The following is a 14,921-nucleotide window of genomic DNA, read 5'->3' as shown; positions in this document are numbered from 1 at the left end:
CTCAGACGTGTCACCATGACCGCGTACACCGATCCCGGCACTCGCGTAGCAGTGCATGCACCCGCCGCCGCTCCTCGCGCCAGTACGTCGAGCACATGCCATGTTTCAACGCATTGAGCTTCGCGGCGGCTTTGCCCGCATTAGAGTCGCCAACACAACCTGGACATCAAGCGATGGACGCCATATCCTGGCGAGATGGCAAGACGAAAAATCAGTAACGAGTTGTGGGCGGCTCTGGAGCCGTTGATTCCAGTGTTCACGCCGTCGCCCAAAGGCGGACGCCGCCGGACGGTGGATGACCGCACAGCATTGAACGGCATCCTGTATGTCCTGCAAACAGGCATTCCATGGGAATACCTACCGAAAGAACTGGGCTTCGGCAGCGGGATGACCTGCTGGCGAAGGCTACGCGACTGGCAAGCCGTAGGCGTGTGGGAGAAACTGCATCTGGCGATGCTTTGCCGATTGCGTGAGCATGACCAGATTGATTGGGAACGGGCAAGTCTTGATGCTGCCAGTGTTTCCAGCCCCCGGGGGGCCAGGAAACCGGCCCTAACCCGACAGACCGGGGCAAGCTCGGGTCGAAACGGCACATCGTCGTAGATGCGCGCGGCATTCCGTTGGCCATCACGGTCACGGGGGCTAACCGGCACGATTCGATGGCATTCGAGCCCACGCTTGATGCCATTCCTGCGGTGCCAGGCCTGAACGGACAGCCACGCAAACGCCCGGGCAAGCTGCATGCGGACAAGGGTTATGACTTTGCACGCTGCCGTCGTTACCTGAGGCAGCGCGGCATCACGGCCCGTATCGCCCGCCGTGGCATGTCAAGGCCCGCGCAGCGCGGGCCTTGTCGTTTTCGGCCGTACCTGTCCCCGGAAAAGCGCACCATGCGCGACCGCTACGCCAGTCACGCTGCCGCCTTGCGCGATGCGCTGCGCTACGCCGTAGAGCGGTGCGGCAGGGAGGTGATCGAGCGGCAAATCGAGGAAATCGGGAAACGATTGCAGGATGATTTGCACGTTGGCGTCGCCGTGATTGGCCGTCTTGCAGGACGTGCGCAATTCGGCAAGGCAGGTGTCTTCGAGGTAGCCGCGCAGGGTCGGAATGCCGCGCGTTGCCTTGGCGACTTGCGAGCGCTTCACCTTGCGCACGGCAACAGTAGTCAGGGAATCACCTTTGCGGTCCTGTAGTTCCGACTCACGGCGGGCTGCTTCGCGTGCTTCGCCGGGTTCATATCCGGCCACCGGCCCACGGTAAAGCGGCCCATCGAACCGTCCGGGCGCATCCATCGGTATGTATAGGTTCTGAGCCTTGCAAGACTTTTTGTTTTTCTGGCAATCCCATGCCTGAAGCGATGCAAGCACGGCACCCCCGCGGCGTCCGTGCCTCAATAATCCCGCGCCCCGGTGATAAACTCCTATCACCCTTTCTCGTCCCCTTTCCAATGAAATTCTGTTCTGTCTGCGGCCACGGCGTCAGTCTGAGCATTCCGCCGGGCGACAATCGCGAGCGCTTCGTATGCGGCAGTTGCGGCACGGTGCACTATCAGAATCCGCGTAACGTGGTCGGCACCGTCCCGGTCTGGGACGACAAGGTGCTGCTGTGCCGTCGCGCGATCGAGCCGCGCTACGGCTACTGGACGCTGCCCGCCGGCTTCATGGAAATGGGCGAGACGACCGCCGAGGCCGCCTCGCGCGAAACGCTCGAGGAAGCCGGCGCGCGCGTCGAGGTGCAAAACCTGTTCTCGCTGCTGAACGTGCCGCACGTGCATCAGGTGCATCTGTTCTACATGGCGCGCCTGCTCGATCTCGACATCGCCGCCGGCGAGGAAAGCCTCGAAGTGAAGCTCTTCGAGGAACACGAAATTCCGTGGGACGAGATCGCCTTTCCGACCGTCGGCCAGACCCTGCGCTTCTTCTTCGCCGACCGCACGGCCGGCAGCTTCGGCCTGCACACGGGCGACATCTTCCGCTCGCTGCGCGAAGGCTAACGAGCGCACATGGTTCCCTGGCTCGGCGTCGACGATCCGTTTCCGCCTGTCGAGCGCGCGCTCGGCGCGTCGAGCGGCGCGCCGGGACTGCTCGCGGCGAGCGGCGACCTGCTGCCGTCGCGGCTTATCGACGCTTACCGGCGCGGCATCTTCCCCTGGTACTCGGACGGCCAGCCCGTGTTGTGGTGGAGCCCCGATCCGCGCATGGTCCTGCGCCCCGCCGAATTCAAGCTGTCGCCGTCGCTGCGCAAGACGCTCAAGCGCGTGCTGCGCGACGATGCATGGGAAATCCGCGTCGATCACGATTTCGCCGCCGTAATGCGCGCCTGCGCGCAAGCGCCGCGACGCGGACAGCGCGGCACCTGGATCACGGCCGACGTCGTCGAGGCGTATTCGTCGCTGCATCGGATGGGCGATGCGCACAGCATCGAAACCTGGTTCGAGGGCCGGCGCGTGGGCGGTCTGTATGGCGTGTCGTTCGGCACCATGTTCTTCGGCGAATCGATGTACACCGAGGTCACCGACGGCTCGAAAATGGCGCTGGCCGCGCTGGTCGGGCACCTGCGACGTCACGAAGTAGAAATGATAGACTGCCAGCAGAACACATCGCATCTGGCGTCGCTGGGCGGGCGCGAGATAGCGCGCAAGGCGTTCGTCGCGCACGTTCGCGCGTCGGTTGGCGCACCGGCGATTCCGTGGCGCTTCGACAAGACCGCATGGGTCGAACTCTTCGCGCGCGCCGCATAGGAAGAATCAGGCCGAATCCGCTCCGCCGCCCGCGCCCATCAGGACCGGGGCCATGAACCGCCAGGCGCGCCGGGTTTGCATTACCAGAGACGCATCGAGAGCTGCCAACGTGACTCATCCCAACGAGCTGCCTCTTTCCCCGCTTTCAGCGCTGCAATTTTATGCAACGGCGCCCTATCCCTGCAGTTATCTGGACGGCCGCATCGCCCGCTCGCAGGTCGCCACCCCCAGTCACCTCATCAATTCGGACGTCTATACGGAACTCGTGAAAGCGGGCTTCCGGCGCTCGGGCGTCTTCACCTATCGCCCCTATTGCGACGGCTGCCGCGCCTGCGTGCCGGTGCGCGTGCCAGTCGAGCGTTTCCAGCCGAACCGCACGCAGCGCCGCGTGTGGAAAAAGCATGGCGAGCTGGTCGCCACCGTCGCACCGCTGCACTACGACGAGGAGCACTACACGCTCTACATGCGCTACCAGTCGGCGCGCCACGCGGGCGGCGGCATGGACCGCGACAGCCGCGACCAGTACGAGCAGTTCCTGCTGCAAAGCCGGATCAACTCGCGGCTCGTCGAATTTCGCGAACCGTCGCCGGAGCACCCCGACGCACCGGGCACGCTGCGCATGATCAGCATGATCGACATTCTCGGCGACGGGCTCTCGTCGGTGTACACGTTCTTCGAGCCCGGCCTGCCGCACGCGAGCTTCGGCACCTACAACATCTGCTGGCAGATCGAGCAGGCGCGCAGCCTGAACCTGCCCTACGTGTACCTCGGCTACTGGATTCGCGAGAGCCCGAAAATGGCCTACAAGGCGAATTTCCGGCCGCTCGAAGGTTTGCTCGACGGCGCCTGGCGGGTGCTCGATCCAGCCAGTGTCGACCTGCCGCCGGTCGATCTCGCGATGCACGGCCGGCGCGGACCGCTGCGGCCGTAGCGGCTCCCCGACAGCAACGGCCCGGAGCAGGCAAACCGCGTTGTCGACGCCGGCCCCGCTCGCCGGCGCGGCCCATGTGCATGCCGCGTCCACCACGCTCCGGCGCCCTCCTACGCCCCGATCACGCCCCCAATCGGTCTCATCGAAGCCCAAAGCCGGTAAAATAACGGGTTCCCATTTTCCGGCCGTCCGGCTGCCTCGTCCCGTGCTCAGCTCCCTTTACCCGCTTGTTCGCGCCCGGCTCTTTCGCATGGACGCGGAAGACGCCCATCATCTGACCTTGCGCATGCTCGGCGCCATCGGCCGCACCGGCCTCGCCAGCGCGCTCGCGCCGCGCGTGCCGGACGCGCCGCGCACCGTGATGGGCCTCACGTTCCGCAACCCGGTCGGGCTCGCGGCGGGGCTCGACAAGGACGGCGCGTGCATCGACGGCCTCGCCGCGCTCGGCTTCGGCTTCATCGAGATCGGCACCGTGACGCCGCGCGCACAGCCGGGCAATCCGCGCCCGCGCATATTCCGGCTGCCGCAGGCGAACGCGGTGATCAACCGGATGGGCTTCAACAACGCCGGCGTCGACCAGTTCGTGCAGAACGTGCAGGCCGCGCGCTATCGCGGCATCCTCGGGCTGAACATCGGTAAGAACGCCGACACGCCGATCGAGCGCGCCGCCGAAGACTATCTCTACTGCCTCGAACGCGTATATCCGTTCGCGAGCTACGTGACGGTCAACATCTCCTCTCCGAATACGAAGAACCTGCGCCAGCTGCAAGGCGCCGACGAACTCGACGCGCTGCTCGCCGCGCTCAAGGACAAGCAGCAGCGTCTCGCCGACCTGCACGGCAAGCTCGTGCCGCTCGCGCTGAAAATCGCGCCGGACCTCGACGACGAGCAGATCAAGTCGATCGCCGGCACCCTGCTGCGCCACCGGTTCGAAGGCGTGATCGCGACCAATACGACGCTCTCGCGCACCGCGGTCGCCGGCCTGCAGCACGGCGACGAAGCCGGCGGCCTGTCGGGCAAGCCGGTGTTCGACGCGTCGAACGAGGTGATTCGCAAACTGCGCGCCGAGGTCGGCGAGACGGTGCCGATCATCGGCGTCGGCGGCATTTTCTCGGGCGAGGACGCGCGCGCGAAGCTCGCGGCCGGCGCGTCGCTCGTGCAGCTCTATACCGGTTTTATCTATCGGGGGCCGGCGCTCGTCGCCGAATGCGCACAGGCGTTGCGCTGAAATCAGCCGGCGCGCCGCCCCGGAATATAGACATAAACAAACGATATTTTTGCTTCGATAGTTTTGTTTGTTATGCTCACCGCCGTCACAATGCCAAACGAACAAAAAGGAACCCAATGAAATTTGGCCTGTTGAAAAAACTGCTGGTTGCCGCCTTGATCGGCACGTCGTTGACCGCCGTCACCGCGCACGCGGAAGATCTGCTCGACCAGGTCAAGCAGCGCGGCACGCTGCGCATCGGCCTCGAAGGCACCTTCCCGCCGTTCAACTCGAAAGCGCCGTCGGGCGAGCTGGTCGGCTATGACGTCGACATCGCCAGGGCCGTCGCCGCGAAGCTCGGCCTGAAGCCGGAGTTCATCACGACCGAGTGGAGCGGCATCATCGCCGGTCTGCAGGCGGGCAAGTTCGACGTGATCGTCAACCAGGTCGGCATCACCGATGCGCGCAAGCAAGCGCTCGACTTCTCGCCGGCCTACACGTATTCGGCCGCGCAGCTGATCCAGCGCAAGGACGACACGCGCCAGTTCAAGTCGCTCGACGACCTGAAGGGCAAGAAGCTCGGCGTCGGTCTCGGCACGAACTACATGGACATGGCGAAGTCGGTGCCGGGCATCGACGTGAAGACCTACCCGGGCGCGCCCGAGTATCTGCGCGATCTGGCCGCCGACCGGCTCGACGCGGCCTTGAACGACCGTCTGATGCTCGCGTACCTGCTGAAGAACTCGCAACTGCCGCTGCGCACCGGCGCGAACGTCGGCACCGCCCCCCCGTCGGGCATTCCGTTCAGAAAGGGCAACCCGAAGTTCGCCAAGGCGATCGAGGACGCGATGACCCAGCTCGAAGCGGACGGCACCTTCACGAAGATCTCGGACAAGTGGTTCGGCATCGACGTCAGCAAGCCGATCCAGTAACACGCGCGTCGTAAATAGTGAAACGAAGGGCGGCATCGTTGGCGATGCCGCCCTTCGCGTTTTTGCGGCGAGCGCGGTGCGGGACCCGATCCGCGCGTCGCGTATACCCCGAGCCGCACCGCGCAAGCCGCGCCGTCACGCCCGCCAAAGTTTATGATGTGCGCTTTGCGCATCCCCAAGAACACCGCCCATGTCCATCACTTCCCTGCTGATCCAATCGCTGCCTGTGCTCGCGCAGGGCGCCTTGCTGACGATCAAGTTCGCGATCCTGTCGATGATCTTCGGCCTGATCGGCGGCGCCGTGCTCGCGCTGATGGGCATCAGCCACAGCCGGCCGCTGAACTGGATCGCACGCATCTATGTGAGCGTGATGCGCGGCACGCCGCTGCTCGTGCAGATCTTCGTGATTTATTACGGGCTGCCGAGCTTCGGCATCTCGCTCGATCCGACCCCGGCCGGCGTGATCGCCTTGTCGGCGAACGTCGCCGCGTATCTGTCGGAAAGCATGCGCGGCGCGATTCTCGGCATCCACCAGGGCCAATGGCTCGCCTCGTATAGCCTCGGGCTGTCGCGCCGTCAGACGCTGCGCTACGTGATCGCGCCGCAGGCACTGCGCATCGCCGTGCCGAGTCTGTCGAACAGCCTGATCAGCCTCATCAAGGACACCTCGCTCGTGTCCGTTATCACCGTGACCGAACTGCTGCGCAGCGCGCAGGAAATGATCGCGTCGACCTATCAGCCGCTGCCGCTTTATCTCGCCGCCGCGGCCGTGTACTGGGTGCTATGCCAGGTGCTCGAATGGGCGCAGCGCTGGTACGAACGGCGTCTGTCGCTGCCGACGCGGCATTGAGCGCCGCGCGGTCCGCGGCTCTCTGGCCGGCCCGGATTTCTGCTCGTATTTCCGCTCGTATTTCTGCTCGCACGCCGGCCCATTCATCGACTCGTTCGTCCCCTCGTTCGTCCCCTTACTCCCCGGCGAACTTCACCCCGAGCGCCGCGCGCGCCGCATCGGCCATCGCGATCATCTGCAGCGACGTCGCGTGCGGCATCAGCGGGCTTTCGAGCCGTCCCGCGCGAATCAGCTCGCAGAAGTGCACAGTCTCGTAGTTCAGCCCGCCGCCTTCGAACGGCTCGTCGAGTTCGACGACGCGGCCATCGGCATAGCGGATCGTCGCGCGCGACGGATTCCACCACGGCTCGTGCAGCGTCACATGGCCGCCCTGCGCCATCAGCAGCGCATCGCCCTTGCCGTGCAGATCGAGCCCGCAGAACAGCTGCGCGATGCCGCGCTCGTGCTCGCTGTTGAGGCTCGCGAACGTATCGACGCCGCTCGCACCGAGCCGGCCGAACGTCTGCACGCCGCGTGGCGCGCCGAGCCAGTCCACCGCGAGAAACATTTCGTAGATGCCGATATCGAGCAGCGCGCCGCCTGCATGCTCGAACGATAGCGACGGATGATCGGCCGGCACGCCCGGCACCGAACAGCCCGCGCGCACGAAGCCGACCTCGCCGATCGGCGCGGCCGCGAGCTGCTCGCGCAGCTTTCTGTAGAGTGGATAGAACGGCGGCTTCATCGCTTCCATGAAGAGCCGTTGCGAAGCATACGCAACCGCGAGCACGCGTTCGAGCTGCGGCCGGTTGATCGTGGCGGGCTTCTCGCACAGCACGTGCAGACCGGCCTGCAACGCGGCGATCGCATAGTCGGCGTGGCTGTCCTGATGCGTCGCGATATAGAGTGCGTCGATGCCGCTCGCAAGCAGCGCCTCGAAACTGGCGTAGACGGCGCCGCCGAATTCGTCGGCGAAGGCCTGCGCCGGTTCCGCGCGACGCGACCACAGCGCGGCAAGCCGCGCCTGCGGCACATAGCCGAGCCCCTGCGCGAAACGGCGCGCAATGCGCCCGGTGCCGACGATTCCCCAGCGGATCACGCGCGGCGTGTCCGCCGCGGGCGTGGCTTCGTGCATCGGCTCGTGCGCTGCCAACGTTGCATCTGTCATCGTGTCTTCAGGGTCCGTGCGGTTCAGGAGAGCCGTCATTGTCGCGCACGAAACGCATGTCGCCCATGCCTGCCGTACGCGAAATGCGCTCCGTCTACCGCACGCTCCCGCGCACACCGCTCAGCCGCGCGCGGCGATGCCCTCGCCCTCGCCCTCGCCTGCGCCGTTGCGCTCACGCGCGCGTCGACGGCTCCGCCGAAAACCGGCCGCTGAGCTCTTCGGCGGTGTAGTCGATCATCGCGAGCGAGGCGATTTCCGCTTCTTTCGGATCGCGCCGCTCGATCGCCTCGACCACGCGTCGATGCGAGGCGATCGCGGTTTCGCCCAGATCGTCCTTGTCGTGCATGATCGGATTGACGGTCGACAGCGCACCGCGAATGATCGCCGCCATCTGCTTGAAGAACTGGTTGCCGCTTGCGATCACGATGCGCGTGTGGAACAGCTCATCGGCTTCCTGATAACCGGGCTCGCCGGGGCGAATCAGGCGAAACGCCTCGAACGCCTCGCGGATCGCCGCAACGTCGACGGCACCGCCGCGCGCGGCCGCCTGCGCCGCCGCGCGCGGCTCGATCAGAATGCGGAACTCGATCACGTCGCGCAAAAACAGCGGATCAGGCTTCGCGCGAAAACGCCAGTTCACGACGTCCTCGTCGATCATGCGCCAATCGCTCATGGGCCGGATGCGCGTGCCGATCTTCGGCCGCACGTCCAGCATGTCGCGCGCGAGCAGCATCGAGAGCGCCTCGCGCATCACGGTGCGGCTCACGTCGAACTCCTTCGAGAGCACGTCCTGCGGCGGCAGTATCGCGCCGTACTTCTCCTCGACGATGCCGGTGACGAGCCCGTCCATCACTTTGCTCACCAGCGAGCGATCCTTGTTTGCCTGTTCCATGACCTCTATCTCCCCGAAGCGGTGTTAACCCCGCGTAGCCTGTTGATTGAATGGCCCATACAAATCGTTTTTATGCATTTCACATTTTTTAACGATACGTTGCTAGCTTCGAAACGGATGCGCCAGTGGGACACTTCCTGACAGGGTTATCCCTCTGATGATTTGTTTCGTACCTGCAACGCGCGTGTTGTCGATCAACGCCAAACTGGCCTCTCAAGCGTGCCTGCATTGCGAAGTTTGCATAGTGCGAATACGCACGTTGCCGGATGAAATTGTCTGATTTTCACGAAAGGGGACGCGACCTGGTGGCGCTGCGGTTGCACTGAACGCCGGCGTGGTTGCGACCGGTATCGAAGGAAGTTGAAAGGCCGAATGGCGTGGCCGATGCGCGCGCGAATTGAGCGGCGTGCCACTCGACCCACCACCCGGCTCGCCGGCATGCCGCGCGGGCGGCCGGTTTCGTGTTCCCGGGTTGTCACGCTCACGCGTTGCCGGACGCATCGCCGATACCGGAATAGTCGACACGCAGCACGGATACAAGGCGTTCTCTTTCAGGCATGACAACCGTCATCCGGCGATAGAGACATCCCGGCGCATTGATACGGATTCCGATGCATCTCCGTAACAGGTACACCCGCATGAGCACGCTCAGTCGCCACCGATCAACGTGGCGGCAGACCCAACCGCGCGCCCGACGCCCTCACTCGCATGCGCGGCATCACAACAACTCGAACGTATCGACGAACGATTCGCCGTCGCGGGCGCGTCGTCGCTGACCGAAGCGCAGCTGACTGCCGTGCACCTGGCGCGTGAGTCCGATGAACGGCACGCCGTGTTCGAGGTACGGCCCTTCGGTCTTGCGAAAACCGAACTGCTCGTAGAAACCGCGCAGTCCGACCGGTGCGCTCACGCGCGCGGCGCGTCCGGGCCAGCGTTCGGCCACCGCGTCGAGCACGCGTTCGATCAGCAGTTCGGCGGTACCGTCACCACGCCGCAGCGGACTCGTCAGTACCTTGTCGATCATGATCTCCGGATCTTCCGCATCGCCGGGATGCACGCGTGCATAAGCGAGGATCGGCATCGGCCGCGTCATGTCGTCGGCTGCGAAGACGTGCAGCGCGTGCTCGTCGCGGCCGTCCGCATCGAGACAGACATGCGACTGCTCGACGACGAACACCGCGCTACGCGCGCGCAGCACAACATATAACTCACGTGCTGACAGTTGATCGAATTCCAGCGTTTTCCAGTTCATCATGCCCTCGACGGTCAACAGGTTCAGCGGGACAGTACATGTCATGCCTCGCCCGACGGCATGGCATGACATGACGGCCCCTCGTTATGGCAACACGTTACGTGCGTGAAACGCCCGTTTCCGTACGGCATCGCACTGACGCTGGACTTTGATCATTCTTAAATGCCGCCTAACGAAGGGCGGCATCACGATGCGGCCTTCATCGCAAGCAGGCCGACGCGCCGCTCGCGGTTCCACTCAGCTTCGCATCGCACATGAACACACCGACGACCCGCATCTCGAATCATCCGATCGACGCCGACGCATGGCCCGGCGATATACGCGTCTTGCGATGGAACGCGAGCGCAGCGCGCGCGATGTCCACGATGCCGGCGACGCGCACCGCGGCCGGAGACCGCGCATGAATCCCCTGCTGACCCCCGCGCTCGCCAGCGCGCTGGCGACCTCGCCGCTGCCGCGACGGCCCGGCGGCCTACCCACGCCTCGGCTCGCCGGCACGCAGCCGCTCTGCGGCGCGCCATCGCGCCAGCATGTGCCGCATGCGCTGCATCAGGGCGAACGTGTGTGGCAGGAGACCAACTGCTACGCCGATCTATGGATCGAACTGCTGCATGGCTTCGGCTTCGAGCCGCGCGCCGCCCTCGCGTTTACGGTCACGCAGGATTTCGAAGGCGATCAGTTCACCTGCTTCAAGTTTCCGCTCGACGATCTGGAACGTCTGTACGGCACCCAGGTGCGTGAGCTCGCGATCTACGACTCGCTCGAAACGCGCGTGCTCGCGCAAACGTTGCGCGGCCATACCGTGCTCGTCGAAGTGGACGGCCATTACCTGCCCGATATGCGCGCGTCCTCGCATCGCAGCCCGCATCCGAAGACCACGATCGGGATCGACTTCGTCGACGTCGCCGCGCGCCGCATCGGTTACTTCCACAACGCCGGCTATCACCTGCTGGAAGGCGAGGATTACGACGGCGTGTTCCGCAAGCTGCCGCATTTCGCGGAGCAAGCCGGTCTGCTGTTCCCCTACGTCGAGTTCGCGAAACAGACGCGGCCGGCACTCGAAGGCATCGATCTCGCGGAAGCCTCGGCGGAACTGCTGTGCGCGCATCTGGAGCGGCGTCCGCTTATCAACCCGATTTCGCAATGGCGTGCCGCGTTTCCCGCGCATCTCGACACGCTGTTCGAACGCGGCGAGGCCTACCTCGACCTCTATGCGTTCAATCTGATGCGCCAGCTCGGCGCGAACTTCGAGTGTCTCTCGAAGCATCTGCTATGGCTGTTCGCGCAAGGCTTCGAGATTCCACCGACGATTCCGGCCGCGGCGCAGCGCATTGCGTCGGAGGCGATGGTGATGCAGTTCCGGCTCGTTCGCGCAATCGCGCGTGGACGTCGCGACGCATGCGAGGACTGCTTCGACGTGCTCGAAAGCGCTTATGAAAAGACGCTGCCGCCGCTTGCCGCGCTGGTGCGTTGACCTGCCGGCCTCGCACCGCACACTGCGCACCTCCCCCACACCCCGCAGGCATTCGACACGCTCGGCCTCACGAGCCATCTCGACCACGGCATTGGCGTTGTTTCGTCGACGTTACGTTTCGTCCATTCCCTGAACATCGCCGCCAGTCGCAAGTCGCGCGACACTCGCCGACACCCGGATACCGCAGCCATGTTTCGTCCTTGCAATGGATCGATGCATATGCACTAGCCGGCAAGCCGCGCGTGCGGCACGCGAAACGCGAATGGCCGCACATGCGGGGAGCCCACTTTATATCCTCTGACGTTGCAACTCGATGACGACCGTGCCGCGTCTCACTCTTTGGGTTCGAGCGGTTTTCGCAGCATCGAAGCGCGGCACTTCGTTCATATCATTGCCCCGCCCGCGCTCCCCGCGCGCGACTGGCTTCGTCTCTGGCTTCATCTCGCGCCGAGTCATCCGCGTATCGTTGCGAGGCTCTCCGTCGCGTAACCGGCAACCAACCGCGAAATGGTTGCAGATGCATCGAACGCAGACTTTAAAGCTGATGAAACAAACCCCGCATTCGGAGTGAAGTGTGCGGGGTCCATGCGTTATCCGCCATCGTCCGGAGCGAGTGGTCATCTGGTGCTGGCGCACCTTCACGAACCGCGTAAAACCCGGCTTCACGCGCAGCCAGGTGTTGGGTGCATCAAACCACTGTTGGTTGCCGCGCAACTTTTCCCCCTTCAAAAAGGGCTCCGCGCGCGCGCGCCGATGTACCGCATTTAACAGTTCTGAATCATTTCCTGCACGAGACCAACCGAGCATTAAAACGTGCATGAGACGCCAGGTTCAATTTTGCGACACTCTGGGCAGCCCCCTGCCAATTCGCTGAAATCCAGTCATATCAAGGGATTGAGCCAAACTGAAAGTTCTCATGCCATGCATCCTCCGAACCAGGGGGGTGTACATGAATGAAACAAAAACGATCCATTGCCCCCGTGCGGAGACAGGTCCTGATTCGTTGCACCGCGTCGGCATAAGCTTTCATTAAGGTTGGCACGGTCCTCGCTATTAGGTGAGCGCAACACAAGCGCCGTCGCAAACGAGAGCCACAAGAAGGGCTGCGGCGCAAAGGCCACATACGGGGCCGATCCTGCATCCATCGCTGCTCGCCAGGCAGCATGTTTCGGGGATGTGGGAATCGGATCAAATAAACAGAAAGTCGCATGAGACGCGACTTTCATGCGAGGACCGATCATGTTGACACTTCAATCCGATTTGCACGGTAACCATCTGCTGGGCGCGTTGCCGTCGCACGAATGGCAGGCGCTAGCTCCCCATCTCGAACTGGTTCACCTGCGCACCGAGCAGTTACTGTGCGATTCGGGTCAACGCATCCATCACGTGTACTTCCCCACCACCGCCATCATCTCGATGCTCTCGACGATGGAAGACGGCAGTTCCGTCGAAATCGCCGCGGTCGGCCGCGAAGGCATGACCGGCGTGCCGGTGCTCACCGGCGGCGAAACCATGCCGAACCGCGTGCAGGTGCAATGCGCGGGCTTCGCCTACCGGATGAGCGCCCAGGCGCTCAAGCAGCAGTTCGCGCGCTCCGACTTTCTGCGCCGCCTGATGCTGCTCTATATGCACGCGCTGCTCACGCAGGTCGCGCAGACCGCCGCGTGCAATCGCCATCACGCGCTCAGCAAGCAGCTGTGCCGGTGGCTTCTGATCGAAGTCGATCGCGTCGCCTCGAACGATCTGACCGTCACGCAGCAACTGATCGCCGACATGCTCGGCGTACGCCGCGAGGGCATCACCGAAGCGGCCGGCAAGCTGCACGACGAAGGCCTGATTCACCATAGCCGCGGCCATATCAAGGTACTCGACCGCAAGGGTCTCGAGGCCCGCGCCTGCGAATGCTATGGGCTCGTCAAGCGCGAATTCGATCGTCTGCTGCCGCGTCTGCGTCAAGCCGAGACCGTGGAATAAACATCGAACCTGGGTTGCACCGTTCGATTACCGGATCGTTATCTATGTTCAGGAATACCGCGCGATGCCTCGACGCCCTCTTCGTGATTGCCGGCGGCCTGCTCGCACACTGGATGCGTTTTTCGTCACCGATCGCGTTGCCCGATACCGAGCGTCTGCTGATCGCCTTCAGCTGCGTACTCGTACTGCTGCTGTTTCCGGCCTTCGGCGTCTATGAAACATCGCGCGGCAAGGCGCTGACTCCCGTGCTCGGGAGAATCGCCGCCGCCTGGTTCATGGTGGTCGCCACCACGCTCATGCTCGCGTTTTCGCTGCATCGGATGGACGCGGTATCGCGCCTGTGGTTCGGTTATGCGACGCTGATTTCCGGCGCCTCGATCATCGCGACCCGCTGCATCATGCACGTGGTGCTGCATAGCGTGCGCCGCCGCGGCATGAACACGCGCACGGTCGCGATCGTCGCGACTCCCGGCTTCGCGCGCATGCTGCTCGCGCATCTCGAACATGCGCCGCAGGCGGGCTTCAAGCCGGTCTGCGTGTTCGATACCAGCATCGACACCAGCCTTGCCACGAACGTCGAGCACGCCGCCGCGTCTTGCGCGCGTCTGAAGCGCCTGCCGGTGCTGACCGATCTGAACCTGTTCGCCGACAAGGTGCGCGACGAACGCGTGAGCGAAGTATGGCTCGCGTTGCCGCTTTCCGAAGAGCATACGATCTATCGCTTCACGCGCATGTTCAGACATGACTTCGTCAACCTGCGCTTCATTCCCGACGTACGCGGCCTCTCGCTGTTCAATCACGCGCTCGTCGACGTCGCCGGATTGCCGACACTCAATCTGAGCGCGCCGTCGTTTTCGCCGCCGCAGATGTGGCCCAAGCTGATGTTCGACCGCCTGTTCGCGGCGCTCGCGCTGCTCATGCTCGCGCCGGTGTTCCTCGCGCTCGCGATCGGTATCAAGCTCACCTCGCCCGGGCCGGTGTTCTTCCGCCAGGTCCGCAAGGGCGTGGACGGCCGGCCGTTCGCGATCTACAAGTTCCGCTCGATGACCGTGCACAAGGAAGCGCACGGCCAGCTGACGCAGGCCACCCGCAACGACAAGCGCGTGACGAGGCTCGGCAGCTTCATGCGCCGCACGAGCCTCGACGAGCTGCCGCAGTTTCTCAACGTGCTGCTCGGACAGATGTCGGTGGTGGGTCCGCGTCCGCATGCGATCGAACACGACGACCTCTATAAAGACCAGGTGTACGGCTATATGCACCGTTACCGTATCAAGCCCGGCATCACAGGCTGGGCTCAGGTCAACGGCTATCGCGGCGCGACCACCAAGGTCGAGAAGATGGAAGCGCGCGTGAAGTTCGATCTCTTCTATATCCACAACTGGTCGTTCTGGTTCGACATGAAGATCGTGTTCATTACGATCTTCAAGGGCTTTGTCAGCCGCAATGCGTTCTGACCAGGGCGATACGGAAACGGCCACGCGTTTGCGTACACGTCTTCGGGTCGGCGATTCGTCGGCTATTC

Annotated in this window: 13 protein-coding genes and 1 pseudogene; 10 read left to right on the top strand and 4 right to left on the bottom strand. The window is 63.9% G+C overall.

Going from position 1 to position 14,921, the window contains the following annotated elements:
- Positions 1-195 precede the first annotated feature (195 nt).
- Positions 196-827: pseudogene (locus GXB81_RS14880) on the top strand (IS5 family transposase); the annotation flags it as partial.
- Here GXB81_RS14880 and GXB81_RS14875 read toward each other — a convergent pair.
- Positions 828-1,367: a hypothetical protein gene (locus tag GXB81_RS14875; protein ID WP_167283402.1), complete on the bottom strand. Its 540-nt coding sequence runs from the start codon at positions 1,365-1,367 to the stop codon at positions 828-830. It lies immediately after the preceding pseudogene.
- Between the two features lie 80 nt (positions 1,368-1,447).
- Between GXB81_RS14875 and GXB81_RS14870 the strand changes: the two genes are divergently transcribed.
- From GXB81_RS14870 to GXB81_RS14845, 6 genes are all read left to right on the top strand, one after another.
- A complete protein-coding gene (locus tag GXB81_RS14870; protein ID WP_167038618.1) occupies positions 1,448-1,993 on the top strand; it encodes an NUDIX hydrolase in 546 nt (181 codons plus the stop codon).
- Positions 1,994-2,002: 9 nt separating this feature from the next.
- Complete coding sequence (gene aat / locus GXB81_RS14865) at positions 2,003-2,740, top strand: leucyl/phenylalanyl-tRNA--protein transferase (protein ID WP_167038620.1); 738 nt, start codon at positions 2,003-2,005, stop codon at positions 2,738-2,740.
- A gap of 109 nt (positions 2,741-2,849) precedes the next feature.
- Positions 2,850-3,671: an arginyltransferase gene (locus GXB81_RS14860; protein WP_205989598.1), complete on the top strand. Its 822-nt coding sequence runs from the start codon at positions 2,850-2,852 to the stop codon at positions 3,669-3,671.
- A 205-nt stretch (positions 3,672-3,876) separates the two neighbouring features.
- Positions 3,877-4,899, top strand: coding sequence for a quinone-dependent dihydroorotate dehydrogenase (locus tag GXB81_RS14855; RefSeq protein WP_205989596.1), 1,023 nt, complete (start codon positions 3,877-3,879; stop codon positions 4,897-4,899).
- 116 nt (positions 4,900-5,015) lie between these two features.
- Positions 5,016-5,810, top strand: a complete 795-nt coding sequence (locus GXB81_RS14850; RefSeq protein WP_167038626.1) for a cystine ABC transporter substrate-binding protein — start codon at positions 5,016-5,018, stop codon at positions 5,808-5,810.
- Positions 5,811-6,000: 190 nt separating this feature from the next.
- Positions 6,001-6,660: an amino acid ABC transporter permease gene (locus GXB81_RS14845; protein ID WP_167038628.1), complete on the top strand. Its 660-nt coding sequence runs from the start codon at positions 6,001-6,003 to the stop codon at positions 6,658-6,660.
- 115 nt (positions 6,661-6,775) lie between these two features.
- Here GXB81_RS14845 and GXB81_RS14840 read toward each other — a convergent pair whose 3' ends face one another.
- The 3 genes from GXB81_RS14840 to GXB81_RS14830 all read right to left on the bottom strand — a co-directional run bounded on the left by GXB81_RS14840 (position 6,776) and on the right by GXB81_RS14830 (position 9,951).
- Positions 6,776-7,774, bottom strand: coding sequence for a Gfo/Idh/MocA family oxidoreductase (locus GXB81_RS14840; RefSeq protein ID WP_167283511.1), 999 nt, complete (start codon positions 7,772-7,774; stop codon positions 6,776-6,778).
- Positions 7,775-7,979: 205 nt separating this feature from the next.
- Positions 7,980-8,699 carry an FCD domain-containing protein gene (locus GXB81_RS14835; protein ID WP_167038630.1) on the bottom strand — a complete coding sequence of 240 codons (720 nt, stop codon included), beginning with the start codon at positions 8,697-8,699 and terminating at the stop codon, positions 7,980-7,982.
- 718 nt (positions 8,700-9,417) lie between these two features.
- A complete protein-coding gene (locus GXB81_RS14830) occupies positions 9,418-9,951 on the bottom strand; it encodes a GNAT family N-acetyltransferase (protein ID WP_167038700.1) in 534 nt (177 codons plus the stop codon).
- A 400-nt stretch (positions 9,952-10,351) separates the two neighbouring features.
- Here GXB81_RS14830 and GXB81_RS14825 point away from each other — a divergent pair, with 400 nt between their 5' ends.
- From GXB81_RS14825 to GXB81_RS14815, 3 genes are all read left to right on the top strand, one after another.
- Positions 10,352-11,425 carry a DUF1839 family protein gene (locus tag GXB81_RS14825; RefSeq protein ID WP_167038632.1) on the top strand — a complete coding sequence of 358 codons (1,074 nt, stop codon included), beginning with the start codon at positions 10,352-10,354 and terminating at the stop codon, positions 11,423-11,425.
- A gap of 1,239 nt (positions 11,426-12,664) precedes the next feature.
- Positions 12,665-13,399 carry a Crp/Fnr family transcriptional regulator gene (locus GXB81_RS14820; protein WP_064269966.1) on the top strand — a complete coding sequence of 245 codons (735 nt, stop codon included), beginning with the start codon at positions 12,665-12,667 and terminating at the stop codon, positions 13,397-13,399.
- A 44-nt stretch (positions 13,400-13,443) separates the two neighbouring features.
- Positions 13,444-14,853 (top strand): undecaprenyl-phosphate glucose phosphotransferase, encoded by a 1,410-nt coding sequence (locus GXB81_RS14815; RefSeq protein ID WP_205989594.1) that lies wholly within the window; start codon positions 13,444-13,446, stop codon positions 14,851-14,853.
- The last annotated feature ends 68 nt before the right edge of the window (positions 14,854-14,921 follow it).

Origin of the sequence: Paraburkholderia sp. Ac-20336 (assembly GCF_017105025.1) — a bacterium.
Lineage (GTDB): Bacteria > Pseudomonadota > Gammaproteobacteria > Burkholderiales > Burkholderiaceae > Paraburkholderia.
Note: the sequence above shows the minus strand (reverse complement) of the source record. Positions and strands in the feature narration are given on the sequence as shown.

Bases quoted from the DNA above. Each gene is read 5' to 3' on its own strand.
- GXB81_RS14870 (WP_167038618.1), top strand. From the start codon at position 1,448: ATGAAATTCTGTTCTGTCTGCGGCCACGGCGTCAGTCTGAGCATTCCG.
- aat (WP_167038620.1), top strand. From the start codon at position 2,003: ATGGTTCCCTGGCTCGGCGTCGACGATCCGTTTCCGCCTGTCGAGCGC.
- GXB81_RS14850 (WP_167038626.1), top strand. From the start codon at position 5,016: ATGAAATTTGGCCTGTTGAAAAAACTGCTGGTTGCCGCCTTGATCGGC.
- GXB81_RS14845 (WP_167038628.1), top strand. From the start codon at position 6,001: ATGTCCATCACTTCCCTGCTGATCCAATCGCTGCCTGTGCTCGCGCAG.
- GXB81_RS14840 (WP_167283511.1), bottom strand. From the start codon at position 7,774: ATGCACGAAGCCACGCCCGCGGCGGACACGCCGCGCGTGATCCGCTGG.
- GXB81_RS14835 (WP_167038630.1), bottom strand. From the start codon at position 8,699: ATGGAACAGGCAAACAAGGATCGCTCGCTGGTGAGCAAAGTGATGGAC.
- GXB81_RS14830 (WP_167038700.1), bottom strand. From the start codon at position 9,951: ATGAACTGGAAAACGCTGGAATTCGATCAACTGTCAGCACGTGAGTTA.
- GXB81_RS14825 (WP_167038632.1), top strand. From the start codon at position 10,352: ATGAATCCCCTGCTGACCCCCGCGCTCGCCAGCGCGCTGGCGACCTCG.
- GXB81_RS14820 (WP_064269966.1), top strand. From the start codon at position 12,665: ATGTTGACACTTCAATCCGATTTGCACGGTAACCATCTGCTGGGCGCG.
- GXB81_RS14815 (WP_205989594.1), top strand. From the start codon at position 13,444: ATGTTCAGGAATACCGCGCGATGCCTCGACGCCCTCTTCGTGATTGCC.